Source organism: Microbacterium sp. Root280D1 (assembly GCF_001428975.1).
In the GTDB taxonomy this organism is placed as follows: Bacteria; Actinomycetota; Actinomycetes; order Actinomycetales; family Microbacteriaceae; genus Microbacterium.
Map to the genome: position 1 here is coordinate 958,306 of NZ_LMJK01000001.1, position 24,292 is coordinate 982,597.

A 24,292-nucleotide genomic window follows, 5' to 3' on the forward strand; every position below is an offset into this window, starting at 1 on the left:
CGTGACCGGGCTCGTGCGTTCCGTGTGGAGTGCGCCGAGCGCTGTGCCCCCTCCGCCGTCCCGAGTCTGGCGGGATTGGGTGCTCCTGGCCCTGGTCGCCGTCCTGGCCGTGGTCGAGGGCATCGTCCGCACCGACCTGACGCAGCCGCTGTTCGCGGTGATCGCCCTCCTCGTCGTGCTGCCGACCGTGCTGTGGCGCCGCACGAAGCCGCTTCTCATGCTCATCATCGTGATGGTGCCGGTCGGTCTGCTCCTGCCCGACTCGGCGCTGTACTCGAGTCTCTTCGTGATGGTGAACGTGTACGCCGTGTACCGGTGGGGGGCAGGTCGCGACCTCGTGATCGGGTCGGCCATCCTCCTGGCGAGCCTCGCGCTGACATTCGTCCGCGGGGAAGGCTTCGATGAACTCGTCGGGGGGTTCGCGCTGCTGCTGACGGTCGCCCTGTTCGGCATCGCCTTTCGCTACCGGGCGGGATCGAGACGACGAAGCCTCGACCGGATCCGGATGCTGGAGCGCGAGCACCTGGCTCGCGACCTGCACGACACGGTCGCCCACCATGTCTCGGCGATCGCGATCCGCGCCCAGGCGGGCATCGCGGTGGCCGGGCGGGACTCGCGCGCAGCGCAGGATGCGCTCGGCGTGATCGAGGCGGAGGCGGCCAGGACGCTGAGCGAGCTGAGGTCGATGGTGCGAGTCCTGCGGCAGGGCGAGACGGCCGAGCTCGCGCCGAGCGCGCAGTTGGACGACATCGCGCAGCTCGCCGGAACGCGGCCGGGCGGAACGGTCGTCGTCGTCGAAGTCGCGCGCAACGACGACAGCATCCCGCCACCCGTGGCTGCCGCCGTCTTCCGTCTCGCGCAGGAATCGGTGACCAACGCCCTCCGTCACGCGCGACAGGTCACCCGCGTCGACGTCCGCGTGGAGGCAGACGCGGGTGGTGTGCGCCTGAGAGTGACGAACGACGGAGACGTGGCCGCGTCGCCGACTCCCGGCTTCGGCATCATCGGCATGAGGGAGCGTGCTGCCCTCCTCGGCGGTGCCTGCGAGGCGGGTCCGGCGTCAGGCGGCGGATGGATCGTCAACGCGGTGCTGCCCCGCGCCGGGTGGGCGCCATGATGATCCGAGTGCTCGTCGCCGACGATCAGGAACTCGTGCGCACCGGACTGAGCATGATCCTCGGCGCCCAAACCGACATCGAAGTCGTCGGTCAGGCGGCCGACGGCACCGAAGCGGTCGCCCTCGCCCGCAGTCTGCGACCGGACGTGTGCCTGTTCGACATCCGGATGCCCGGCCTCGATGGCATCGAGGCGACCCGGATGCTCGCCGGCCCAGGGGTGCCCGATCCCATGGCGGTCGTCCTCATCACGACCTTCGACCTCGACGAGTACGTCTTCGCGGGATTGCGGGCCGGCGCCAGAGGGTTCCTGCTCAAGGACGCCGGGTCGGAGCTGCTCGCCCAGGCGATCCGCGCCGCAGCGAGCGGTGATGCCCTGATCGCCCCCAACGTGACGGTGCGCCTGCTCGAGGCCTTCGCCGGATCGGCCGCCGCCGCACCATCGCCGCCGCCGGTCGAGTCGCTGACCGAGCGCGAGGAGCAGGTGCTCGCGAAGGTGTCTGCGGGTCTGAGCAACGGCGAGATCGCGCGCGAGCTGTTCATCACCCTCAGCACGGTGAAGACGCACGTGGCGAGCCTCATGACCAAGCTCGGGGTCCGCAATCGCGTCGAGATCGCCATCTGGGCGCATCAGACGGGGCGCATGAGCCCGCGAGCCACGGGCGGGGAACACCGGAATCGATGACGGCCGGGACGCGTCGAGACAGTCCGCGGTACGCGGCAGCCAACACCGCATCCCGGTATATCGGAGTTGTATACCGGTTGCCGCGTAATCCCCCCGCCTTTTCCTGATCTCTTAGATGTGTCGCATTGGGAGCGACGCGAATCGGATGGGGAGAACGATGACTGGGGAGCGTGGTGTCGTGCGTGCACGGACGAAGAGGATGAATGAGGCCAGGAGAGCCGAGGGAGCGAGGCCGCGACAGCGCGGCATCGTGGCGATCATCGTGGGGATGGTCTTGGCGATCGCGGGGCTGCTCGGCTCCACCGCACCCGCGATGGCGGCTCCGTCCGTGACCTATCCGGGGGCGATCGGCAGCGTCTCGCTCGAGAACGAGAACGGCGGTGGTCCGTTGGTGCAGTGGCAGACCGTGCGGATCACGGGCGAGTGGGCCGTCCCGACCGGGGCGCAGGCAGGGGAGACCTTCGGGATGACCCTGCCCGCGGAGTTCAGTCGTCAGTCGGCCGGTGAGTTCACGATCACAGACCCGGCGACGGGTCTGGTCATGGCGAACTGCGTCGTCGCTGCCGGGCAGGGGCCGGACATGGTGTGCACTCTGACCGCAGCGGTCGGCGGCCTCGAGGAGGTCGGCGGCTCGTTCTGGATGGAGGCGCGGGCTTCGCAGTCGACGACCAGCGAGACCGTCGAGTTCGACCTGGGCGACACGATCGAGATCGTCGACCTGCCCGGTGACGGCGGAGTCGTACCGGGAGATTCGGCGGAAGAGGACGAGCCCTACAAGTACGGCGGCGAGACCGCGACCCCTGGACTCCTGAAGTGGGTCATCGGTATTCCGAGCGGCTATGTCGACGACGGTGCCTTCACGATCGCCGACACGCTCGACGCCGGCCGCACCGACCATCACTACACCGGCGACGTCCGGCTGAGCCGGCGGGCCGTCGAGAACGGTGCACAGGTCGGCGACTGGAGCGAGGTCGACCCCTCTGCGTACACGATCGACATCGCCGGCGACGGACAGTCGTTCGAGTTCGCTGCATCCGGTCTGCCGACGGGCGGATTCGCGTATGAGCTGCTGTATTACACGCAGGCGGATGCGCCGGTGTCCGAGGGAGATGTCTTCGGCAACCACGCGATCGTCAACACGTTCGCGACCTCGGCGACTCACACGGTCGTCGAAACGGGTGGTGGCGACGGCAGTGGTGTCTCGTACACGACGTTCGGCATCACGAAGGAGCTCACCGGCGCGCAGGCGGATGCCGCTCGGGATGCGACCTACACCGTGCGCTATTCGGTCGAGGGTTCGGATGCGGCAGCCACCACGATGACGGTTCCGGTGGGGGAGTCGGTGCTCAGCGGACGTGCTCCGCTCGGTTCGACCTTCGTGATCGAGGAGATCGATCTGCCTGAGATCCAGGGTGTGACCTGGGGTGAGTGGACGATCACCGGCGACGGCGTCGTCGACGTCGGAGACGGCACCTTCGAGGTCACGCCGGAAACCACGGCCGGTATCGAGCTCACCCTCACCAACATCGCCAACCCGGTGCCCGTCGTGTCGCCGACGCCGACGCCGACGCCGACCCCGGCCACGCCGGTTCCGACCCCGACCCCGACGCCGGTCGCAACTCCGGCACCGACTCCGGCGCCGACGCAGACCCCGGTCGCGGCTCCCGGCGAGCTCGCTCTGACGGGAGGCGAATCGGGCGCGGCATTCCTGTCGTTGGCGGTCGCACTGATCGTCGGTGGCGGACTGGCCACCGGAATCGCCGCCAGGCGCCGTTCGAGCGCCGGACGTCGCTGACCCCGACACGCACGGAAGCCCACTCGCGTTCGGCGAGTGGGCTTCCGTGCGTTCGACGTCGTTGTCTCAGCGGATCGCGTAGACGGCGCTGCCGACGATCACCGCGACGATCGTCGTCCAGCCGATGATCGCGACAGCCTGCCAGATGAGGATGCGGACCTTGCCGACACCCGCCGCGGCGAGCATCGTGGCGGTGAACTGCGTCGGCAGCAGCAGCGGACCGAGCAGGCTGACCCCCGGCACGCCGTAGCGCTCGAACGCCCGCTGGAACTTCTCGCGGCGGGCGCCACCGCGGTCGGAGTCGATCGTGTCGGCGGGTGCCGTCTCGACGGCTCCGCCACCGGCCGCAACGGCCTGCCGGCTGCGGGACCGGTTCACGATCGCGGTGCGTGCACCGGAGCTCGCGATGACGAGCACGGCCACGCAGAGGAAGTTGCCGACGATCGCCGCGACGGCCGCGATCACCGGATTGATGCCGCCGATGATGCCGATCGACACGGCTCCCTCGCCCTCGATGAAGGGGATGGCGCCCGCGAGGGCGACGATGAGCGGCTGAATGAGTTCAGGCACCTGGGCGACGAAGCCCTGGAAGGTCTCGATGAGATTCATGGGTGGCTCCTGCCGGTCTGAGCGACGGTGTCTCCGTCGCGATGCATCCAGTCCACCGTCTGGCGTCGCGCTGCGGCAGTGCCGAACCGTCACTGCTTTCCGGGTGGTTCGCCCGCGGCATCCATGACATGTGTCACGCCCGTATCGTGGGGGCATGCGCAGCACTTCTCCGGTCGTCGATCCTGCCGACGACCCACCCCCGGGAGCCCGCCAGCTCGCCCGAGGCATCACCGCGACCTGGTGGTACACGGTGTCGGCCGTGGCCTTCCTCGAGCTCTTCCTGGTGCTGGTCTGGACGCTGCAGGCGCTCGCCGTGCCCGGCGATGCGACGGCGGCGTTCGTCGTCGGCGTGGGCGGCCTGCTCTGGTGGGGCTCCACCATCGTGCTGCTCGCGGACTATCGCCACCGGCTGGATGCCGAGCCGGGCATCGCGTGGACGCGCATCGCCCTTCCGCTGCTCATCGCGGTCGGCTACGGGATCGCGGGCGGCCTCGTGCTCGACAGCTGGCTGCTCGCGCTCATGCCCATCGCTCAGTCGGTGCTGCTGCTCAACTGGCCCAAGGGGGTGCGCCTGCGGATGGTCGTCCTGACCACCGTGGTGCTCGTGCTCGTCGCCGTCGCCGACGCCGCTCGGGGCGCGACCGAGATCGCGCTCCCCGGCTGGATCCCTGCGCTGTACGCGATCCTCATCCCGGCGATGTCGGTGAGCTCGCTGTGGTGGTGGGATGTGCTGGTCACCGTCGATCGTGCGAGGGCGTCGGAGGCCCGCCTCGCCGCGACGCAGGAGCGTCTGCGCGTGGCGACCGACGTGCACGACCTCCAGGGGCACCACCTGCAGGTGATCGCGTTGCAGCTCGAACTGGCCGAGCGCCTGATGAGGATCGATCCCGACGCCGCTCTCGAGCAGCTCCGGGCCGCGAGGGTCAGCGTCGACGAAGCCAGGCAGGGGACCCGAGATCTGGCGACGCGCTTCCGCTCGGTGCCGCTGGGTGACGAGGTGGCGAATGCCCGAGACCTTCTCGCCGCGGCCGGACTCTCCGTCGAGGCCGACATCGCACCCGACGCCGATGAGGCGCCGTCATCGGCTCTCGGTCCCGTCATCAGGGAGACGACCACGAACGTCCTGAGGCACGGGGCCGGGCGACGGGCTCGGCTCGACCTTCGCAGGGTCGACGACGGGTGGCGCTACGAGGTCGCGAACGATGTGGTGACCGGCGTGGCGACACACCCCGTCGGGTCGGGCCTCGACGGAGTGCGGCGCCGGATCTCGGAGGCGGGAGGAACCCTGGAGATCCGGGAGGATGCCGACGAGTTCATCGTCTCGGTGACGGTTCCGCGATCCGATGTGTCGACCGCAGATGGGCAGAGCCGATGATCCGTGTGCTCCTCGCTGACGATGAGGGGATGATCCGTTCGGCGCTCGCCGCCCTGTTGCGTCTGGAAGGAGACATCGAGGTGGTCGCCGAGTGCGCCGACGGTGAGCAGGCGCTCGCTGCTGCGCTCGCTCTGACGCCCGACGTGTGCCTGCTCGATCTCGAGATGCCCGGTCTCGACGGTGTGGAGGTCGCGGAGCGATTGAACCGAGCCATCGTCACGCGCTGCGTGGTGGTCACCCGTCACGCGCGTCCCGGGGTGCTTCGGCGGGCTCTCGCATCGGGTGTCGCGGGCTTCCTGCCGAAGTCACGAGGAGCGGATCAGGTCGCCGATGTCATCCGCAGGGTCGCCGCGGGTGCCCGCTACGTCGACCCTGAGATCGCGGCCGACGCGCTGAGCGACGAACGGTCGCCCCTCACGGATCGGGAGCTGGACGTGCTCCGCGCCGGGCGCCGCGGTGAGACGACGACCCAGATCGCCAGGACCCTCTCGCTCGCGCCCGGCACGGTGCGCAACCACATCTCGGCGGTGCTCGCGAAGCTGTCGGTCGGCACCCGCCAGCAGGCGGTGCTGATGGCCGAGGAGCGCGGCTGGATCTGACTGCGCGGACGCCTGACCCGTGAAGCCCGGAAGGGCGGGTGGGGCCGTGGGAGTTGCCCCACCCGCGAGCCGCTCAAAGGGGAGAGTGCGGCTCAGACCCGAAACCGGCTCGTATCCCCCCAGGCCGACTTCAGGTCTCGTATGCAAGACCCCGAACTCGACGGAAAGTGACGCGGGCGGGAATTCTTTCTGGAACTCCGTGGTCGTCAGTGCATGTGACGCGCGTCGTCGTGACGGTGGTCGTCGTGCACGTGGTCGTGGTCGTGGTCGTGGTCGTGGTGCTCGTGCTCGTCCTCGAGGATCATGCCGATCGAAGTGGCACAGGCGTCGCCCTTCCAGGCTTCGAGACCCTCGCGTACCGCGAAGACCGCGATGACGAGGCCGGCGACGGCATCCGCCCACCACCACCCGAACAGGCTGTTGACGCCGAGTCCGATGAGCACGGCGGCCGAGAGGTAGCTGCAGATCAGCGTCTGCTTCGAGTCGGCGACGGCCGTGGTCGACCCGACCTCGAGGCCGGCGCGTCGCTCGGCGAACGACACGAGCGGCATCACGATCACACTGACCGCGGTCAGCACGAGACCGACCGTGCTGTGCTCCGGCCGATCACCGCCGAGCAGCGACAGCACCGACGACGTGACGACATAGGCCGCGAGAGCGAAGAACGCGACGGCGATGACACGGAGGGTGGGCGTCTCCCAGCGCTCGGGGTCGCGTCGCGTGAACTGCCAGGCCACGGCCGCTGCCGAGAGCACCTCGATGCTCGAGTCGAGCCCGAACCCGATCAGCGCGGCCGACGATGCGACTGACCCTGCGGCGATCGCGACGGCCGCCTCGATCACGTTGTAGACGATCGTGAACGCCACGATGAGGCGGATGCGGCGGTGCAGAGTCGCGCGCCGTTCGGCGGTGAGAGTGCTCGTCGACATCAGCAGCTGCATCCTTCGCCGTCGCAGCAGTCCGGTTCGACGATCAGCGTGATGCGCATGAGCTCGTCGAGCGCGGTCGCGAGATGCGGGTCGGCGAGCGCGTAGCGGCTGCGGCGTCCGTCCTGGACGCTTTCGACGAGCCCGCATCCTCGAAGGCACGCGAGATGGTTCGACAGGAGCTGTCGGCTGACCCCGAGCTCGTCCGCGATGTCGGACGGGTACGCCGGCGCCGCTCGAAGCGCCAGCAGGATGGCTGCGCGCGTCGAGTCCGACAGGGCATGACCCAGGCGGGCGACGGCGGCGGTATGGGTGGGCGAGGCGGCGAGGGTCACGATGCAACTGTACAGAAAAGCGTGAATTAAGAGAATCGTGAATCTATGGTGACGCGCGGCAACATCCCCGACATCTTCGCTCGGTACCGTGAATCGGGCGGCGACATCGGATCGAGAGGGCGACATGGGAGTGACGGTCGAGCGGGTGACATGGTCGCATCCGGATGCGTAGCGGCTCAGGGCCGCGCAGCGCAGCGAACTCGATGCGCGGTACGGCAGCGACGACCATGAGCCGGGCGTCATCCCCTCCGCGGACGACGTGCCCGTCTTCCTCGTCGCACGAGAGGAGAGCGGGCTCGCCATCGTATGCGGCGGTCTCCGACCCCTCGATCCGGCCGTGCTCGGAACCGACACCGCAGAGATCAAGCGGATGTACGCGGCTCCCTCCGCGCGCGGGACGGGCGCAGCCGTGGCGCTGCTGCGCGCACTCGAGGGAGAAGCGCGCCTGCTCGGCATCCGGTCCCTCGTGCTCGAGACGGGCACCGCTCAGCCGGATGCCGTGCGCTTCTACGAACGCGAGGGCTACGGACCGATCCCGCTGTTCGGCCACTACATCGGCAGCGGTCTGTCCCTGTGCTTCGCCAAGTCTCTCTGACCTGGCCGAAAGGCGATCAGCGCGCAGGTGCGACGATCGCCGCGGACTCGGGTGCGAGCACGACGGTCCGCGCGATCGTCCGAACGGGCGCCGTCTCCAGCAGTATCCGCGAGTCGGGGGCGAGATCGAACTCCACCTCCTGCTCGGCGAGATTCACGAGCACCGACACCTCGCCTCGTTCGATCCGGTAGGCCCGGTTCTCCGGTGCGCCCTCCGTCTTCGACACGATGACGTGGTTGTGCGACATCTCGGGATCGGTCAACTCGGGCACCTCGCGCCGCAGGGCGATCAGGCGTCGATACAGATCGAAGATGCGGGCGTGCGATGCCGATGCGAGCTCGCTCCAGTCCAGCCGCGATCGCTCGAACGTAGCCGGGTCCTGTGGGTCGGGCACGGCGGCCGGGTCCCACCCCATGCGCGCGAACTCCGCGATCCGCCCCTCCGCGGTGGCTTTCGCGAGCTCCGGTTCCTTGTGCGAGGTGAAGAACTGCCACGGGGTGGACGCAGCCCACTCCTCACCCATGAACAGCATGGGGGTGCCCGGTGCGGTCAGAGTGAGAACCGCGGCGACGGCGAGTCGATCGGAGGAGAGCGAAGCGGTCAGCCGATCTCCCGCTGCACGGTTGCCGATCTGGTCGTGGTCCTGCGCGAATGTGACCAGTCGCCAGGCAGGGACGCTCGGCGGCAGCGGCGCGCCGTGCGTGCGCCCGCGGAACGACGAGTACGTCCCGTCGTGGAAGAACCCGGTCTGAGTGACCTTCGCCAGCGCGTCCGGCGCGGCGAAGTCGGCGTAGTACCCGTCGGTCTCGCCGGTGAGCGCGACGTGCACCGCGTGATGCCAGTCGTCTGACCACTGCGCGGTGAGGCCGTTCCCTCCCTCCTCGTGGGAGAGGACCATGACCGGGTCGTTCAGATCCGACTCGGCGATCAGGCTCAGCGGGCGATCGACCTCGCGAGCGAGCGCATCTACGCGCTCGGACAGCTCGTGCAGGAGGTGCGGGGTGCTCTCGTCGTGCAGTGCGTGCACGGCGTCGAGCCGCAGCCCGTCGACGTGGAAGTCACGGAGCCACATCAGCGCGTTCTCGATGATGTACTCGCGCACGGCCGGCTCGTCGAGGTTCACCGAGTCGCCCCACGCCGTGTGCCGGCCCTCGCGCAGATACGGACCGAACTCGGGCAGGTAGTTGCCGCTGGGTCCGAGGTGGTTGTAGACGACGTCCTGGATCACCGCGATGCCGCGTGAGTGGGCGGCGTCGACGAACCGCTGGTATGCGGCGGGTCCGCCGTACCCCTCATGCACGGCGTACCAGAGCACGCCGTCGTAACCCCAGTTCCAGTCGCCGCTGAACGCGTTGACCGGGAGCAGCTCGACATGCGTGATGCCGAGTTCGACGAGGTGATCGAGATGCCCGATGAGCGCGTCGAGCGTGCCGTCCGGTGTGAATGTCCCGACGTGCAGCTCGTAGATCACGCCACCGTCGAGCGGCGCACCGCGCCAGTCCCCGTCGGTCCACTCGAAGCGGGCCGGATCGAAGAGAGCCGAGGGCCCGTGCACGCCCCGCGGCTGCCGCAGCGACCGCGGATCAGGGCGCAGGTCGGTGCTGTCACCGAGGAGGAAGCCATAGCGCTCGCCCTCGGACATCGCCACATCGGTGCTCCACCATCCCGAACCGTCATCAGCCGACGTGAGGTCGTGCTCCGAGATCGTGGTGCACGCGGGTGTCAGACGACGCAGCCGCACGCTGTCGGCGCGGGGAGCCCAGACCGAGATCATCGCTCGTCCACCAGCAGCGCGACCGGATACGTGTCGAGCAGGTCGGCCAGCCGGATCGGACCGCGGCCGAAGCGGCGACCGGTGATCGCGTCCGTCGCCGGCAGTTCGCGGCGCAGCAGCACGGTGTCGCCCCATCCGCCGCGGCGCTCGAGTCCGACGGGCAGACGCGACGCCACCGCCAGCACACCGCCCCGGTCCATCGCGACCACATGATCCGACGCCTCACCGGCGACACCGCCCGGGCGATACCGGTAGAAGAGCTCGGGGTTGTCCCGGCGCAGACGCAACGTGCGCGACGTGACGAGCATCTTCGCGAGGCCCGAGTCGTCGATGGGAGGAAGGATGCCGCGAGAGACGTCGGCATCGAGTCGACCCAGCATCGCCGAACGCGCTGCGAAATCGACCGGCCGCCGGTTGTCGGGGTCGACGAGCGAGTGGTCCCACAGTTCGGTGCCCTGGTAGACGTCGGGCACACCGGGGGCTGCGAGCTGCAGGAGCTTCGCGGACAGCGAGTTGACCCGACCGGAGTCGACGATCTCGCCGACGAATCCCTCGAGGATCGGTCGAGCCCGCCCGTTCGCCGCCTCGGCGATCGCTTCGACGCCCTTCTCGAACTCGAGATCCGGATGCTGCCATCCGGTCGATTCCGCAGCCTCGCGCGCGGCCTTCAGCCCGTAGGCGAGCAGGCGCTCCGACGAGATCGGCCATGCTCCGACCGCGGCCTGCCAGAGAAGGGAATCGAGTGGCCAGTGTCCTGTCGAGGCGACGGCACGGAGCTCGGTCAGCACCTGCGCCCAGCGGTCCGGAATCTCGGAGAGCACCGACAGACGCGCACGGACGTCCTCGGATCGCTTGGTGTCATGGGTCGACAGAGCGGTGAGCGAGTACGGCCACGACGCGAGCCGCGCCTGCTGGGCGTCATGGAACTCGTCGACCGAGACGGAGGCGATCGAGGGATCGCCGCCGACCTCGGTGAGGGTGCCGAGGCGGGTGTGGCGGTAGAACGCGGTGTCCTCCACGCCCTTGGCCATCACCGCTCCCGTCACCTGCGGAAAGCGCTGCGAGACCTCGAGCGAGGTGTCGAGCAGCAGGGGCGTCAGCTCGGCGATCGATCCCGCGAGGTCGGGGCGGCGCCGTGCGGCGTCGTCGATCGCGTGCTGCAGATGCTCGCGTCCCGCCGGGAGGTAGGACCGGTAGACCGGGAAGCTCGCCACGATCTCGGCGAGCGCGTCCTCGGCGCCGACCACGCCGAACGGCAGAGCCCTGACGAGGCGTCGCACCTCGGACTGCAGGAGGTCGTCGGCGATCATCCGCTTCGTGGAGTGGATCAGGTCGGCCCAGGACTTCGCGGCCGGCAGACCGGTCTCGTCCCGCAGCCGCGAGTCGAGGAGGTCGAGGGCTGCGACTCCGTCGCCGTCGATCAGCACGCGGTCTATCTCGCCCATCGCGTCGTAGCCGGTCGTGCCGTCGGTGCGCCACCAGGACGGCAGCTGCTCACCCGGTTCGAGGATCTTCTCGACGACCGTGTACGCGCCGCCGGTGATGTCGGCGAGTCGCTCGAGGTACTCGCCGGGATCCGTCAGCCCGTCGGGATGGTCGACGCGGAGTCCGTCGGCCAGACCGTCGGTGATCCACCGGGCGATCTCGCGGTGCGACTCCTCGAAGACATCCGCGATCTCGACGCGGATGCCGGCGAGCTCGGACACGGCGAAGAACCGACGGTAGTCGAGGTCGGTGTTCTGGTCCTCCCAGAACCGCAGCTCGTAGTGCTGGGCGTCGAGGAGGGCAGGCAGATCGTCCGCGAGCTCTCCCGATCCCGGTGCCAGGGGAAGCACGTGGTCGAAGTACGACAGTGTTCCGTCGGGGGCATCGTCGGCCGGGGTCGTGTCGACGACGATCTCATCGGCTGACAGCACCTCCGCGAGAGACGACCCGAGGATCGGCAGTCGCACCCGTCCGTCGGACAGTCGCGGGTCGATGTCGAATGCCAGCGCATGACGCGATGAGCGCCCGAGCCGCAGCAGATCCCACCACCAGAGGTTGGCGCGCGGGACGGCCACGCCGACGTGGTTCGGGACGATGTCGACGAGGACCCCGAGCCCCGCTGAGCGGGCCGCGGCGGAGAAGCGCTCGAGCCCCTCGGGGCCACCGCGGGCATCGTCGACCCGCGAATGATCGACGACGTCGTAGCCGTGGTCCGACCCCGGCACGGCCGCGAGCAGCGGTGAGAGGTACGCCCACGAGGCACCCAGCTCGGTGAGGTACTCCGTGATCGATGCCGCGTCGTCGAGCGTGAAACCCGCTCGGATCTGCAGCCGATAGGTCGAGAGCGGGCGGTGGGTCATCGAGGCAGCTCCGGGGTCGGGGCGGGTGACGGGGCTTCGGCGCGCTCGGTCTGGATGCGCAGCGAGGCCTCGACGGAGTCGTCCGTCGGAACCTCGGTCTGATCGACTTCGCGCAGCACCAGCATCGAGTTGGCTTCGAGGGTCACCGGAGCGCCGGCCTCGATCGCGTCGCCTCCGGCGCGGTCGCCGGCGGTGTCGACGGCGACCTCCCACGCACGCCCGTGGCGCTCGTCGGGGAGCACGGCGTCGATCGCCTCCGTCCCGCTGTGGAAGTAGACGAGGAAGTTCTGATCCGTCACCGGCTGTCCACGGCGGTCCTTCTCGCGGATGCCCTGTCCGTTCAAGAACATGCCGATCGCGAGCCCGAATCCGGAATCCCAGTCCTCGGGCTCCATCCGGCCGCCGTCGGGTCGCAGCCAGACCACGTCCGGCACTCGTTCGCCGTCCTCCGACCGCACCGGCCGGCCGTCGAAGAACCGGCTGCGGCGGAACGTCGGGTGCATGCGGCGCAGTCTCGCCACCGCTGCCGTGAACTCGACGAGAGGACGATCCGCCGCCTCCCAATCGACCCAGGTGAGCTCGTTGTCCTGCGCGTAACCGTTGTTGTTGCCGTCCTGGGTGCGACCGAGCTCGTCGCCGTGCGCGATCATCGGCACTCCCTGCGACAGCAGCAGTGTCGCGAGGAAGTTGCGCTGCTGTCGGGCGCGGACGCGATTGATCGTCTCGTCGTCGGTGGGCCCCTCGACGCCGTTGTTGCTCGAGCGGTTGTGCGATTCGCCGTCGTTGTTGTCCTCGCCGTTGGCCTCGTTGTGCTTCTCGTTGTACGACACGAGGTCGCGCAGCGTGAAGCCGTCGTGAGCGGTGACGAAGTTGATCGATGCCACGGGGCGCCGACCGGAGTGCTCGTACAGGTCGGCAGAACCGGTGAGACGCGATGCGAACTCGCCGAGCGCCTGCGGCTCACCGCGCCAGAAGTCGCGCACGGTGTCGCGGTACTTGCCGTTCCACTCCGTCCACTGCGGAGGGAAGTTGCCGACCTGGTATCCGCCGGGGCCCACATCCCACGGCTCGGCGATGAGCTTCACCTGCGAGACGATCGGATCCTGCTGCACCAGCTCGAAGAAGGCCGCGAGACGGTCGACGTCGTAGAACTCGCGCGCGAGAGTCGAGGCGAGATCGAAGCGGAAGCCGTCGACATGCATCTCCGTGACCCAGTACCGCAGCGAGTCCATGATCAGCTGCAGCGCGTGCGGGTTGCCGGCGTTGAGGCTGTTGCCCGTGCCCGTGTAGTCGGTGTAGTAGCGACGGTCCTCTTCGAGGCGGTAGTACGCCTCGTTGTCGATGCCCCGCATCGACAGCATCGGCCCCATGTGGTTGCCCTCGGCGGTGTGGTTGTAGACCACGTCGAGGATGACCTCGATCCCCGCCGAGTGCAGTGCGCGCACCATGGCCTTGAACTCCTGCACCTGCTGACCGTGCTGCCCGCTGGAGGAGTAGTCGTTGTGCGGCGCGAAGAAGGCGAGCGTGTTGTAGCCCCAGTAGTTCGTGAGGCCCTTCTCCTCGAGGGTCGAGTCGTAGACGAACTGATGCACCGGCATCAGCTCGATCGCGGTGACGCCGAGGTGCACCAGGTGCTCGATGACCGACGGGTGGCCGATGGCCGCATACGTGCCCCGCAGCTCCTCGGGGATGTCCGGGTGCAGCTGGGTCAGTCCCTTGACGTGCGCCTCGTAGATCACGCTCTGTGCGTAAGGGGTCTTGGGCAGTCGGTCGCCCGCCCACTCGAAGAACGGGTTCACGACGACGCCCTTGACCATCGTCGCGGCGGAGTCTTCATCGTTGCGGGAATCGGGGTCGCCGAAGTCGTAGCCGAACAGGGGCTGCCCCCAGTCGACCCGGCCGGCCACGGATTTCGCGTACGGGTCGAGGAGGAGCTTGTTCGGGTTGAATCGCTTTCCCTGCACGGGGTCGTACGGTCCGTGCACGCGGTATCCGTAGAGCTGTCCTGGTTGCACGGAGGGCAGATAGCCGTGCCAGACGAACGCGTCGACCTCCTCGAGCGGAACGCGCTCCTCGCTGCCGTCGTCGTCGAACAGGCACAGTTCGACCTTCTCGGCGCCCTCGCTGAACAGGGCGAAGTTCGTGCCCTGGCCGTCGAAGGTCGCGCCGAGCGGGTAGGGGGAACCGGGCCAGACCTCGTGGCTCACTGAGCGCGCCGCTTCGAGACGGCGCGGTGCAGGACAGTCCTCACCGCGTCGTGGAAGTCATGCACCTGAGCGATCTCGTCGGCGTGCGGGTAAGGGTGGCCGACGTAGCAGACGAAGACAGGATGCACGTGCTCGACGTATCCGACGGGGCCGTCGTGCAGCACGACGTAGCGATCGAGGTCGACACGCTCGTAGAGGGGTTCGGCCGGCGTCGAGGCTGTCGTGGGAGCCTGGCCGTCCGCGGGCTTGTGGTCATGCGCGGTATGGGTCTTCGCAGTCATGAGGGCTCCTGTTCTGTTGATGGGGTCCACGCTAAGAGATACGAGTTCACAGCGGAACACCATTGCCTCCGCGCGATGAACGCGCTATGTCGTGAGACGCGCATCCTGATCGTGAAATCACCCCGCGCCCACCTGCGACAATGGAAGCCCCGTGCCGATCCCGAACCGAGGAGCTCCCGTGCAGTACATCTCCACCCGAGGCGGCATGCAGCCGCTGCCGTACTGCGAGACCCTGCTCGAGGGGCTCGCGCCCGACGGAGGACTGGCCGTCCCCGAGACGATGCCCACGGTCGACGGAGAGACGCTCGAGCGCTGGCGTGCCCTGACGTATCCGCAGCTCGCCACCGAGGTGCTCGGTCTCTTCGCCACGGACATCCCGCGGGCCGATCTCGCCCGCATGACGGAGGCCGCCTACGCGCCGTTCCCTGAAGAGGTCGTGCCTCTGCGGTCGATCGGCGACGATCTCACCCTGGTGGGCCTCTCCGAGGGGCCGACCCTCGCTTTCAAGGACATGGCCATGCAGTTCCTCGGGCAGGTCGTCGAGTACGCGCTCGAGCGCAAGGGCTCTGTCCTGAACATCCTCGGCGCGACCTCGGGAGACACCGGCTCGGCTGCCGAGCACGCTCTTCGCGGCAAGGACCGCATCTCGGTGTTCATGCTGTCCCCGAAGGGGCGCATGAGCGCGTTCCAGCGCGCGCAGATGTTCTCGCTCGACGATGACAACATCCACAACATCGTCGTCGACGGCGTGTTCGACGATTGCCAGAACCTCGTCAAGTCCCTCGCCGGCGACCTCGACTTCAAGCGCGCTCAGCACCTCGGTGCGGTCAACTCGATCAACCTCGCCCGCATCACCGCCCAGGTCGTCTACTACTTCTGGGCGTGGCTGCGTGCGACGGACGCCGGGGGATGGACCGAGGTGTCGTTCACGGTGCCGTCCGGAAACTTCGGCAACATCCTCTCGGGGTTCTTCGCGAAGGAGATGGGGCTGCCCATCCGTCGCCTCGTGCTCGCCGCCAACGAGAACAACGTGCTCGACGAGTTCTTCCGCACCGGCGTCTACCGGCCGCGGAGCGCCGCGCAGACGCTCGCCACCTCGAGCCCGTCGATGGACATCTCGAAGGCGTCGAACCTCGAGCGCTTCATCTTCGAACTCGTGGGTCGTGACGCGAGCCGCGTCGTGAAGGCCTGGCAGGAGCTCGACACCCAGGGGTTCTTCGATTTCACCTCCGATCTGGCGCGTTTCGTCGAGGAGTTCGGCATCGTCAGCGGCACTTCGACGCACGACGACAGGCTCGCGACGATCAGGTCCGTCTACGAGGCGACGGGAGACATCATCGACCCGCACACCGCCGACGGTGTCAAGGTCGCTCGCGAGAACGTCGAGCCCGGCGTGCCCATGCTGGTGCTCGAGACGGCGAAGCCGCAGAAGTTCGCCGAGACGATCCGCGAGGCGATCGGCGTCGAGCTCGAGTACTCCTCAGAGCTGCGCGCGATGCTCGACGCTCCGCAGCGCAGGACCGAGATGGCCGACGACGAGCACGAGCTCCGAGCGTTCATCGAGGCCGAAGCCCTGCGCTGAGCGACTCACTCGGGGTCGCCGTGCAGCATCCAGGGCACTCCGAAACGATCGACGAGCATTCCGAACGTGCCGCCCCACGGCGGGGTGTCGAGCGGCATGGTGATCGCCGCACCGTCGGACAGGGCGTCCCAGACCTGTTGCGTCTTCTCCTGCGAGTTGCCGCTGAGTGAGACCGAGAATCCCTGGGGCGGCTCGAACGGGATGCCGTCGGGGGTGTCTGAGGCCATGAGCACCAGGCCGTCCGGCGTCGTGAGCTGCGCATGCATCACGAGATCGTGCTGATCCGGGTTCTGGACCATGTCGGGGAACTCGCCGAACACGTTGATCTCGAGATCACCGCCGAGCACGCCCTGATAGAACTCCATCGCCTGTCGCGCCTCGGTGCGGAACGAGAGATAGGGATTGAGATTGGCCATGACTGCCCCCAGCCTTGTCAGGCGGGGCCGCCGTGGGTCCCGCTGCGGCTCATTCTGCGCCGGGGGTCGGACATCCGCAAGAGCGACGTCGCGCTCAGGCGGGGAGGGCCTTCACCGCCGCCGTGAGCACCTGAGGCACCGTCGGCACACCTTCGGCGCGGAACACTTCTGCGCCCGAATCATCGCGGATGATGACGGTCGGGGTGAAGCGGATGTCGAGCGCCTCCGCGGCATCCGGTTCTCTCGCGACGTCGATCTCGGTGACGGTCGCGTCGGGAAGGTAGCGCACGGCGTCCTCCACGACCGAGCGGGTGCGCGAGCACGCTCCGCAGAACGCGGAGGTCACGAGCGTCAGTTCCATGGCTCTCCTCTCGGCTCTCGAGGTGCAACCGCGCACCGTCTCGCGGTGTTCCCGAGCCGCGATCAGAACGAGGTGCGCTTGACGAGGCCCCGGTTCGTGCGGATGTGCTCGTAGTCCCATTGCACGACCCGCGACTCCGACAGCCAGACGGCGAGCCGGTCGGTGTCGATCTCCGAGGCGGAGGTGAATCTCTTCTCGGCGGCCTCGAAGGATCCTGAGGCGACGAGTCCGGGCTCTGCGAACGACTGGCCGCTCCAGAACATCAGTCGGACGGCATCCTTCAAGCGGTCGTATCCGACGATCGGATTGCCGTCGAGGAACCAGACCGGGTGCGCGTGCCAGACCTTGGCGGCGGCGTCGGGGAGTGCTCGGTCGATTTCGTCCGCGAGGAGGTCGCAGATCAGCCGATCCTCCGAGCTGAGCCTGCGGTGGTAGTCGGCGATCTCAGGCGCACGGGTCATGCTGCGAGTATGGCGCGTGCGACGGCAGACGTCGAGAGAGTCACACGGAAGACGTGGTCGCGCGCGGATGCAGCAAGCCGGAGATCGCACCCAGAGCAGCTCCGACGAGGGTGTCGACGATCCTCTCCCCGGCGACGTCCATCGAACCGATCTCGCCCGTCGCTGCGCCCGTCAGCAGAAGCACCAGAGGGGTGATGAAGACGAGCGCGAGAGCGTAGTGCCTGACGACGACGAGCTCGATCGTGAACTGCAGCGCGCCCAGCAGCAGAGCGAGCCACAGCCCCGACGGATGCAGCAGCGCGAGCAGCGCGTACACGCCGGCCCCGACCACGGTTCCGAGCATGCGATGGAGTCCGCGCTGGACGGCGGCGCGACGGGCGGCGGCCACGCCGATCACCGCCACCGCCGACCCCACGATCCAGTACGTCCGGGTGGGGTCGATCACCAGTCCCAGCAGGACGCCGATGACGGCGACGATCGCGACCCGGACCACGAGCATGCGCGAATCGGGGGTGAATGCGGGGCCCGGGAGCAGCTCGCTCAGCGGCCGAGCGGAGATCGAGCGCGCTCGAGGACGCAGAAGCGGCGCCATCGCGACCAGATAGGAGAACACGCAGCCGGCCGCGAGTGCCCCGAGATAGGTCAGCGGTGCCAGGGGCGAGCTCGCCACGACGTGCGCCGACAGGCCGAAGACCAGCACGAAGAAGAGCGGTCCGGGCGGGCCGAGCGGGAACCCGAACGCCAGGGCAGCGCTGACGACCGCGACCACCACGACGCCGATGCTCACGAGCCAGGCGTTGGCGGAGACAGCCACTCCGAGAGCGGCGCTGACGATGAGGCCCGCGGCGACGAACGGCAGGATCCTCGCCCGATCGATCACCGGTGCCGTCCCGGCGAAGAGGACCGTGAACGCGCCCGAGGCCGCGACGTAGCCGAGCGACGCCTCGCCGAGCACGGTCATGACCGCTATCGGCACCGCGATGCCCAGCGCCGCTTGGGTGGCGAGATGCCAGCGCGGACCGCGCTTGGGCGCCAGGGCGAACAGGCTCATCCCTCCATTGTCTCGCGGCGCCGGCGCTGAGCAGGACGGACGTCGACCGGAGTGCGGCGAGCCGGCGGGAATCGTCCCCGGCGATACGATGGCCGACGTGACGGAACCTCGACCGGGAATCGCCGAACGGCTTTCGCAGATGATCCAGCTGCCGACCGTGTCGGCCGAGGTCGAGGAGCGCGGAACCGAGCCGTTCGAGTCGTTCGTCGCTCTGATCGCGCAGCTCTACCCGCTCGTCCACGAGCGTCTCGCACTCGAACGGCACACCGATTTCGGGCTGCTCTTCCACTGGACGGGCAGGGACGCCGGCGCTGCGGGGCCGGTCGTGCTGATGGCGCATTATGACGTCGTCCCCGTCGACGAGAGCGACGCATGGACGCATCCCCCGTTCGAGGGCGTCATCGCCGACGGAGTCGTCTACGGTCGTGGTGCTCTCGATGACAAGGGTCCGCTGATCGTCGTGCTCGAGGCGGTCGAGAACCTGCTCGCCGACGGGTTCACCCCCGCACGGGACGTCTACCTGTCGTTCGGGGGCAATGAGGAGACCTTCGGTCGAGCAGCCGAGGAGATCGCCCGCGTCCTGCGCGATCGCGGCATCATCCCGTGGCTCGTGGTGGACGAGGGCGGCGCCGTCGTGGATGCGCCGCTGCCCTTCGTTCCGGGACGGGCGGCGATGATCGGCGTGGGGGAGAAGGGCGTCATGACGCTCACGCTCTCGGCGCGTGGTGAGGGCGGTCACGCCTCGGCACCGCCCGCTCTCACAGCGGTCCGGCGCGTGGCGAGGGCCGTCGATCGGCTCGGCCCCCGCACGTTCCGACCGCGTCCGTCGAAAGCGATCGGACGGATGCTGTCGCAGCTCGGAGCTCAGACTCCCGGTCCGGCAGGGCATCTGCTCAGGCTGCTCGGCTCCGCCCCGCTGGTCACCGGTCGGCTGTTCACCGCGCTCGGCGGCGAGCCTGCAGCACTCGTGCGCACAACGGTGGCTCCGACCATGCAGTCGGGCGGCACTGCCGCGAACGTCCTGCCGTCGCAGGCCTCGGCGACGGTCAACCTGCGCATCGCGCTGGGTGAGACGACGCAGCAGACGGTGCTGCGGGTGCGTCGGCGCATCCGGGATCCGCTCATCACCGTATCCGTCGAGGAGGCGAGCGAGCCGTCGCCCGAGTCCGCGACCGACAACGCTCAGTTCACGCTGCTCGCCGACGCTCTCGCCGTCTCTCACCCGGGAGTCCCCGCGGTGCCGTACGTGATGATGGCGGCGACGGACTCCCGCCACTTCCACCGTTTCGCCCCCGCCGTCTACCGCTTCGCGCCGCTCGAGATGTCGAACGCACAGCGGGCGTCGATCCACGGCGTCGATGAGAACGTCGAGATCGTCGCGCTCGAGCGGGGGGAGCGGTTCCATCGGGCGCTCCTCGAGCGGCTAGGGTGATCTCACCCCTCCGCGGGCGCTTCGGCGCCCGATCCAGTCCTTTCATCGAGGAGCCGCGATGACGCGCACCCGAACTCTGGGAACCCTCGCCACCGTCGTCGGCTTCCTCGCCTTCGTCGAGTTCACCAGCGGCGTGCTGCAGGGCTACTACACGCCCATGCTCACGGACATCGCGCGGCACCTCGGCATCCACGACGCCGATGTCAACTGGCTCGAGGGCACCCAGCTCATGCTGTCGGCTCTGGTGGTGCCCGCTTTCGCGAAGCTCGGCGACATGGTCGGCCACAGGCGGATGCTGCTCATCTCGACGGCGCTCACCGCCGCGGCGGCGCTCGTCCTGCCCTTCACCGATTCGTTCCCCGTGTTCCTGGTCGGCTGGACGCTGATGGGGTTCTACGTCGTCTGGCTGCCGCTCGAGATCGCGCTCATCTGGTCGCGCTCCCGTCGCATGGAGGGGCGTTCGTCGATCACGGCGAAGGCCGCGGGACTCCTCGTCGCGGCGCTCGAAGGCGGCGCGATCATCGGTGCGCTCGTGGGCGGAGCCCTGATCGATGTCCTGCCCCTGACGGTGGTGCTGCTCATCCCCGCCGTGCTCATCGTCGTGTGCTTCTTCGTGATCCTGTTCGGGGTGAAGGAGTCTCCCGATCCGACCGGCGGTGTCTTCGACACTGTCGGCGTCGTGCTGATCTCGCTCGCGCTGATCTGCTTCACCGGGGGTCTCAGCCTGCTCCGTCTCGAGGGCGGACTCGTCAACCCCTGGTCCTGGGCCGTCGTCGTCCTCGGCCTTCTGCTCGTCATCCCGTTCGTGCTCTGGGAACTGCGCTGCGACGACCCGCTCATCGACGTGCGCATGTTCCGCTCGCCGGCACTCGGCCCGGTCTTCCTCACCGCCGGCCTCTTCGGGGTGAGCGTGCTGGGTGCACAGGCGCCGCTGTCGACATTCGCCCGCACCGACCCCGGTGTCTACGGCTACGGGCTCGGAACCACGGGTTTCGCGACGTCCCTGATCATCGGGCTCTACCTGATCGCGATGATCGCGGGAGCCCTGCTGTTCCCGCTCATCGCTCGTCTGCTGACTCCGCGGATCACCCTGATGGGCGCATCTCTGCTCGTCGGCATCGGCTTCCTGCTGTTCCTTCCGTTCCACGATTCGTACGTGCAGGTGGTGACCAACATGGTCATCGTCGGCCTCGGCTCGGGTGCTCTCGTGGCCGCCCTTCCCGCGGCTGCGGCATCGGCGGCTCCGGCGACCCAGACGGGCGTCGCGACAGGCCTCACGAACTCGGTCAAGACCGTGGGCGGCGCGATCGCCTCGTGCATCTTCGGGATCGCGCTCCTCAACGGCGTGAGCGGGGCGGTCGAAGGCACTGCGGGATCGTTCGCCGGGTACATCACCGTGTGGGTGGTCTGCGGTGTGACCGCGCTGATCGCCGCCGCGATCCTCGTCTTCGTTCCGAAAGAGGCCTTCACCGACCGCACAGATGCCGAGGCCGTCGCCGCACCCGTGGTCTGAGCTGCGGGCGGCCGGCTGCCGGTGTCAGTCGTCAGTCGCGGTCGAGGCCGAATGAGCGCTTGACGACGGCCTGCATGTCGCGGTCGAGTCCGTCGATCCGCGTGTTCACGGCATCGAAGCGGGCGTTCATCTCGCCCCGGAGTCCGCCGATCTGTGCGTTCATCTCCCCGCGCAGCCCGCGGATCTGTGCGTTCATCTCCCCGCGCAGCCCGCCGATCTCCCCGCGCAGCCCGCCGATCTCGGTGCGCACCACGCGGATGAACAACGTCGAGACGACCGTGAGCATGCCGAACATGAGCGCGGTGAAGCACCCGATCATGGTCCAGATCTGAGCGTCGTTCATGAGGTGCACCGTGTCATCCTCGCATCGTTCCAGACGAGGAATCGGAACAGGCGTCGCTGTATACCGCCATCCCGAGCAGTGGGAGGAACTCGTGTTCCGGCCTCGGTGTGCAGGAGAGCCGGGCTCACCCGCCGCAGAGCTCGCGCGTCACTCGGACTCGCGCGGCGGGTTGTGCATGAATTCGATACGGATGCCGTCGGCATCCTCCACGAACGAGGCGTAGTAGCGCTCCGTGTATCGCGGATATTCCTTGGGCTCGCGCACGGCCGACCATCCCGCATCGCGCGCGACGGCGTGAAGGCGGTCGACCTCGTCTCGCGTCGGCACCGAGAAAGCGATGTGCTGCCATCCCACGCGGCCGTGACGATGGGGCCCGGATTCCTCATCCCAGGCGTACAGGATGATCTCGGTCTCGTCGCCGTTGTGCCACGAGATCGAGTGGTCGTCCTCGCCGCCGCTCTGATAGCCGAGGGCCGTCAGCACGGGATGGAACTGCGCGCGACCGCGCTCCAGCTCGTTGACGGTGATGCCCAGGTGATCCAGAAGAGCCATGCGTCCAGTCTTCCAGTCGGCGCCCGGATCGCACTAGTGCGGAGCGTGGTACTCCGCTTCGCCCCGCTTCCAATAGCCCTTGACCACCGCGTTCGCGGAGTCGACGCCCCACCGGCTGAGCAGCGCGCGCCCGGGCTTCACGACCGACTGCTCGGCGGCGATGAACACGAACGGGTCGTCGCCGACCGAATCGTCGGCGGTCAGGCGGTTGAGGAATGCGATGAGGGCGGAGCCTTCGGCGGCGTCGCCACGGTGCAGCCATTCCACGTCGACCGGGGTGTCGATCTCGATCTCCCGGCCGACGGAGGCCGTCTCGATCACGATGCGGGCGGGCACCCCGGCGGGTATCGACGAGGCGAAGCGTCGGATCGCCGGGATGGCGGTCTCGTCTCCGACGAGAAGCCAGGATCCGGGGCTTCCGCTGAGCACGGCCGAACCGCGGGGGCCACCGACTCCGATCGATGCACCCAGCGGAGCGGTCGCGGCCCACGGGGCGCCGACCCCTGCGTCGCCGTGCACCGCGAACTCGACGTCGAGCCAGTCGTCGCCCCAGGCGAGAGGTGTGTACTCGCGACTCGGCGCCTCCCGCATCTGCTCGAGGGACTCCACGGGACCGGACGGGAAGAAGAGGCGCATGTGGTCGTCGGAGCCGGGAGAGTCGAAGCCCTCGAGGTCACTGCCACTGAGCTGGACACGCACGTAGCCAGGGGCCAGCCATTCCCGGGCGGTCAGCGTGACGGTGCGGAAGCGCAGATCGAGGCCGCGGCGCTCGATGGAGAAGCGGGATTTCGTATCGCTCATAAAGTAAGGCTAACCTATCTTGGAGGTGGAGTTAGGGCATCCTAAGTCCGCCGTTCCCGCGCCGTTTCCGCGCACTCATCACCGCAGAACAGGAGTCTCTCCATGTCCATGCCCAGAATCCTCACCGCTACGAGCGTCGGTCTCGTCGGCCTCCTCACCCTCGCCGGCTGCGCCTCCGGCTCCGACGCCGAGCCGGAGGGGACCGCAGCCGCAGCGGACTCGGTCACCGTCGAGGACAACAGCGGATCGCACGAGATCGCCACGCCCCCTGCATCCGTCGTCGCACTGGACAACCGCACGTTCCAGACCCTCTCCGACTGGGGAGTCGAGCTCTCGGCCGGCGCTGTCGCGCTCATGCCGGACACCGTGTCGTACCTCGACGACGAGTCGATCGTCGACATCGGCCTGCACAGCGAGCCCGACCTCGAGGCGATCGTCGCCGTCGAACCCGACCTCATCATCAGCGGCCAGCGATTCACCCAGCACAACGAGGCGATCGCGGAGCTCGTGCCGGACGCCACGATCATCGACCTCGAGCCGCGCGAGGGCGAGCCCTTCGACGAGGAGCTCAAGCGTCAGACCACCGTCCTCGGCGAGATCTTCGGCAAGCAGGACGAGGCGCAGGCGCTCGTCGACGATTTCGACGCGGCCGTCGAGCGGGCCAAGGCCGCATACGACGACGCCGACACCGTCATGGCGGTGAACACCTCCGGCGGCGAGATCGGGTACCTCGCGCCGACCGTCGGGCGCTCGCTCGGACCGATCTACGACATCCTCGGTCTGACGCCGGCGCTCGAGGTCGATGACGCCTCCGACGACCACCAGGGCGACGACATCTCCGTCGAGGCGATCGCCTCCTCCAACCCCGACTGGCTTCTCGTGCTCGACCGCGATGCGGTCTTCGCCGCCGAGACCCCCGACTACGTGCAGGCGTCCGAGATCCTCGAGAGCTCGGAGGCGCTCGCCGGCGTCACTGCCGTCGCTGACGAGCAGATCGTCTACATGCCCACGGACACCTACCTGAACGAGGGCATCCAGACGTACACCACGTTCCTCGAGGACCTCGCCGACGCGCTCGAGGCCGCGCAGAAGTAGGGCCGACCGGCGGCATCCGCTCCGAGCGGATGCCGCCGTCCGGC

General features: G+C 68.5%; 24 protein-coding genes. 10 read left to right on the forward strand and 14 right to left on the reverse strand.

The features are described from left to right. Position 1: 1 nt before the first annotated feature. The 3 genes from ASE34_RS04630 to ASE34_RS17745 all read left to right on the forward strand — a co-directional run bounded on the left by ASE34_RS04630 (position 2) and on the right by ASE34_RS17745 (position 3,595). The gene (locus ASE34_RS04630) at positions 2-1,117 is read left to right on the forward strand and encodes a sensor histidine kinase (RefSeq protein WP_157538092.1); all 1,116 of its coding nucleotides are present in this window, start codon (positions 2-4) and stop codon (positions 1,115-1,117) included. Further along, a complete protein-coding gene (locus ASE34_RS04635; RefSeq protein ID WP_056277718.1) occupies positions 1,114-1,800 on the forward strand; it encodes a response regulator in 687 nt (228 codons plus the stop codon). The genes ASE34_RS04630 and ASE34_RS04635 overlap by 4 nt, the downstream gene beginning before the upstream one ends. A gap of 250 nt (positions 1,801-2,050) precedes the next feature. Further along, a complete protein-coding gene (locus ASE34_RS17745) occupies positions 2,051-3,595 on the forward strand; it encodes a DUF5979 domain-containing protein (protein ID WP_056277020.1) in 1,545 nt (514 codons plus the stop codon). 66 nt (positions 3,596-3,661) lie between these two features. On the opposite strand, the gene ASE34_RS04645 is transcribed toward ASE34_RS17745, so the two are convergent. Further along, on the reverse strand, positions 3,662-4,204 hold the full coding sequence (locus ASE34_RS04645) for a hypothetical protein (protein WP_056277023.1): 543 nt from the start codon (positions 4,202-4,204) through the stop codon (positions 3,662-3,664). Between the two features lie 154 nt (positions 4,205-4,358). On the opposite strand from ASE34_RS04645, the gene ASE34_RS04650 reads away from it, so the two are divergent. Together ASE34_RS04650 and ASE34_RS04655 are read left to right on the forward strand one after the other, a co-directional pair. Continuing rightward, a complete protein-coding gene (locus ASE34_RS04650; protein WP_056277026.1) occupies positions 4,359-5,579 on the forward strand; it encodes a sensor histidine kinase in 1,221 nt (406 codons plus the stop codon). Next, the gene (locus ASE34_RS04655; protein ID WP_053098815.1) at positions 5,576-6,178 is read left to right on the forward strand and encodes a response regulator transcription factor; all 603 of its coding nucleotides are present in this window, start codon (positions 5,576-5,578) and stop codon (positions 6,176-6,178) included. The genes ASE34_RS04650 and ASE34_RS04655 overlap by 4 nt, the downstream gene beginning before the upstream one ends. Positions 6,179-6,384: 206 nt before the next feature. Here the strand turns inward: ASE34_RS04655 and ASE34_RS04660 are convergent, their stop codons facing one another. Then, positions 6,385-7,107: a cation transporter gene (locus ASE34_RS04660; RefSeq protein ID WP_056277721.1), complete on the reverse strand. Its 723-nt coding sequence runs from the start codon at positions 7,105-7,107 to the stop codon at positions 6,385-6,387. Next, positions 7,107-7,442, reverse strand: a complete 336-nt coding sequence (locus ASE34_RS04665) for an ArsR/SmtB family transcription factor (protein ID WP_053099385.1) — start codon at positions 7,440-7,442, stop codon at positions 7,107-7,109. The genes ASE34_RS04660 and ASE34_RS04665 overlap by 1 nt, the downstream gene beginning before the upstream one ends. A gap of 256 nt (positions 7,443-7,698) precedes the next feature. Here ASE34_RS04665 and ASE34_RS04670 point away from each other — a divergent pair, with 256 nt between their 5' ends. Beyond that, a complete protein-coding gene (locus tag ASE34_RS04670) occupies positions 7,699-8,034 on the forward strand; it encodes a GNAT family N-acetyltransferase (RefSeq protein WP_414855533.1) in 336 nt (111 codons plus the stop codon). Positions 8,035-8,050: 16 nt separating this feature from the next. Here the strand turns inward: ASE34_RS04670 and treZ are convergent, their stop codons facing one another. The 4 genes from treZ to ASE34_RS04690 are packed head-to-tail and all read right to left on the reverse strand — an operon-like array spanning position 8,051 to position 14,641. Next, positions 8,051-9,808, reverse strand: a complete 1,758-nt coding sequence (gene treZ / locus ASE34_RS04675) for a malto-oligosyltrehalose trehalohydrolase (RefSeq protein ID WP_056277029.1) — start codon at positions 9,806-9,808, stop codon at positions 8,051-8,053. Next, on the reverse strand, positions 9,805-12,153 hold the full coding sequence (gene treY, locus ASE34_RS04680) for a malto-oligosyltrehalose synthase (RefSeq protein WP_056277032.1): 2,349 nt from the start codon (positions 12,151-12,153) through the stop codon (positions 9,805-9,807). Before treY ends, treZ begins: the two co-directional genes overlap by 4 nt. After that, positions 12,150-14,360 carry a glycogen debranching protein GlgX gene (gene glgX / locus ASE34_RS04685; protein ID WP_056277035.1) on the reverse strand — a complete coding sequence of 737 codons (2,211 nt, stop codon included), beginning with the start codon at positions 14,358-14,360 and terminating at the stop codon, positions 12,150-12,152. Before glgX ends, treY begins: the two co-directional genes overlap by 4 nt. Then, positions 14,357-14,641, reverse strand: a complete 285-nt coding sequence (locus tag ASE34_RS04690) for a hypothetical protein (protein ID WP_053098820.1) — start codon at positions 14,639-14,641, stop codon at positions 14,357-14,359. Before ASE34_RS04690 ends, glgX begins: the two co-directional genes overlap by 4 nt. Positions 14,642-14,819: 178 nt before the next feature. Here ASE34_RS04690 and thrC point away from each other — a divergent pair, with 178 nt between their 5' ends. Further along, positions 14,820-16,223 carry a threonine synthase gene (gene thrC / locus ASE34_RS04695; RefSeq protein WP_056277724.1) on the forward strand — a complete coding sequence of 468 codons (1,404 nt, stop codon included), beginning with the start codon at positions 14,820-14,822 and terminating at the stop codon, positions 16,221-16,223. 5 nt (positions 16,224-16,228) lie between these two features. On the opposite strand, the gene ASE34_RS04700 is transcribed toward thrC, so the two are convergent. The 4 genes from ASE34_RS04700 to ASE34_RS04715 all read right to left on the reverse strand — a co-directional run bounded on the left by ASE34_RS04700 (position 16,229) and on the right by ASE34_RS04715 (position 18,512). Next, positions 16,229-16,639, reverse strand: coding sequence for a VOC family protein (locus ASE34_RS04700; protein WP_053098821.1), 411 nt, complete (start codon positions 16,637-16,639; stop codon positions 16,229-16,231). Positions 16,640-16,733: 94 nt separating this feature from the next. Further along, the gene (locus ASE34_RS04705) at positions 16,734-17,000 is read right to left on the reverse strand and encodes a thioredoxin domain-containing protein (protein WP_053098822.1); all 267 of its coding nucleotides are present in this window, start codon (positions 16,998-17,000) and stop codon (positions 16,734-16,736) included. Positions 17,001-17,062: 62 nt separating this feature from the next. After that, positions 17,063-17,461: a DUF1801 domain-containing protein gene (locus ASE34_RS04710; RefSeq protein WP_053098823.1), complete on the reverse strand. Its 399-nt coding sequence runs from the start codon at positions 17,459-17,461 to the stop codon at positions 17,063-17,065. A gap of 40 nt (positions 17,462-17,501) precedes the next feature. Further along, positions 17,502-18,512 carry an FUSC family protein gene (locus ASE34_RS04715; RefSeq protein ID WP_056277037.1) on the reverse strand — a complete coding sequence of 337 codons (1,011 nt, stop codon included), beginning with the start codon at positions 18,510-18,512 and terminating at the stop codon, positions 17,502-17,504. Between the two features lie 88 nt (positions 18,513-18,600). On the opposite strand from ASE34_RS04715, the gene ASE34_RS04720 reads away from it, so the two are divergent. Both ASE34_RS04720 and ASE34_RS04725 read left to right on the forward strand, forming a co-directional pair. Then, the gene (locus ASE34_RS04720; protein ID WP_056277041.1) at positions 18,601-19,944 is read left to right on the forward strand and encodes a M20/M25/M40 family metallo-hydrolase; all 1,344 of its coding nucleotides are present in this window, start codon (positions 18,601-18,603) and stop codon (positions 19,942-19,944) included. A 58-nt stretch (positions 19,945-20,002) separates the two neighbouring features. Then, positions 20,003-21,457: an MFS transporter gene (locus tag ASE34_RS04725; RefSeq protein ID WP_056277045.1), complete on the forward strand. Its 1,455-nt coding sequence runs from the start codon at positions 20,003-20,005 to the stop codon at positions 21,455-21,457. A 31-nt stretch (positions 21,458-21,488) separates the two neighbouring features. On the opposite strand, the gene ASE34_RS04730 is transcribed toward ASE34_RS04725, so the two are convergent. From ASE34_RS04730 to ASE34_RS04740, 3 genes are all read right to left on the reverse strand, one after another. Further along, positions 21,489-21,800 carry a hypothetical protein gene (locus tag ASE34_RS04730; RefSeq protein ID WP_056277727.1) on the reverse strand — a complete coding sequence of 104 codons (312 nt, stop codon included), beginning with the start codon at positions 21,798-21,800 and terminating at the stop codon, positions 21,489-21,491. 147 nt (positions 21,801-21,947) lie between these two features. Then, on the reverse strand, positions 21,948-22,352 hold the full coding sequence (locus ASE34_RS04735) for a VOC family protein (protein WP_056277047.1): 405 nt from the start codon (positions 22,350-22,352) through the stop codon (positions 21,948-21,950). A 33-nt stretch (positions 22,353-22,385) separates the two neighbouring features. After that, entirely contained in the window at positions 22,386-23,153 is a 768-nt protein-coding gene (locus ASE34_RS04740) for a siderophore-interacting protein (protein WP_056277052.1), read from the reverse strand. Positions 23,154-23,255: 102 nt separating this feature from the next. Between ASE34_RS04740 and ASE34_RS04745 the strand changes: the two genes are divergently transcribed. Next, positions 23,256-24,248, forward strand: coding sequence for a siderophore ABC transporter substrate-binding protein (locus tag ASE34_RS04745; RefSeq protein WP_056277055.1), 993 nt, complete (start codon positions 23,256-23,258; stop codon positions 24,246-24,248). Positions 24,249-24,292 lie beyond the last annotated feature (44 nt).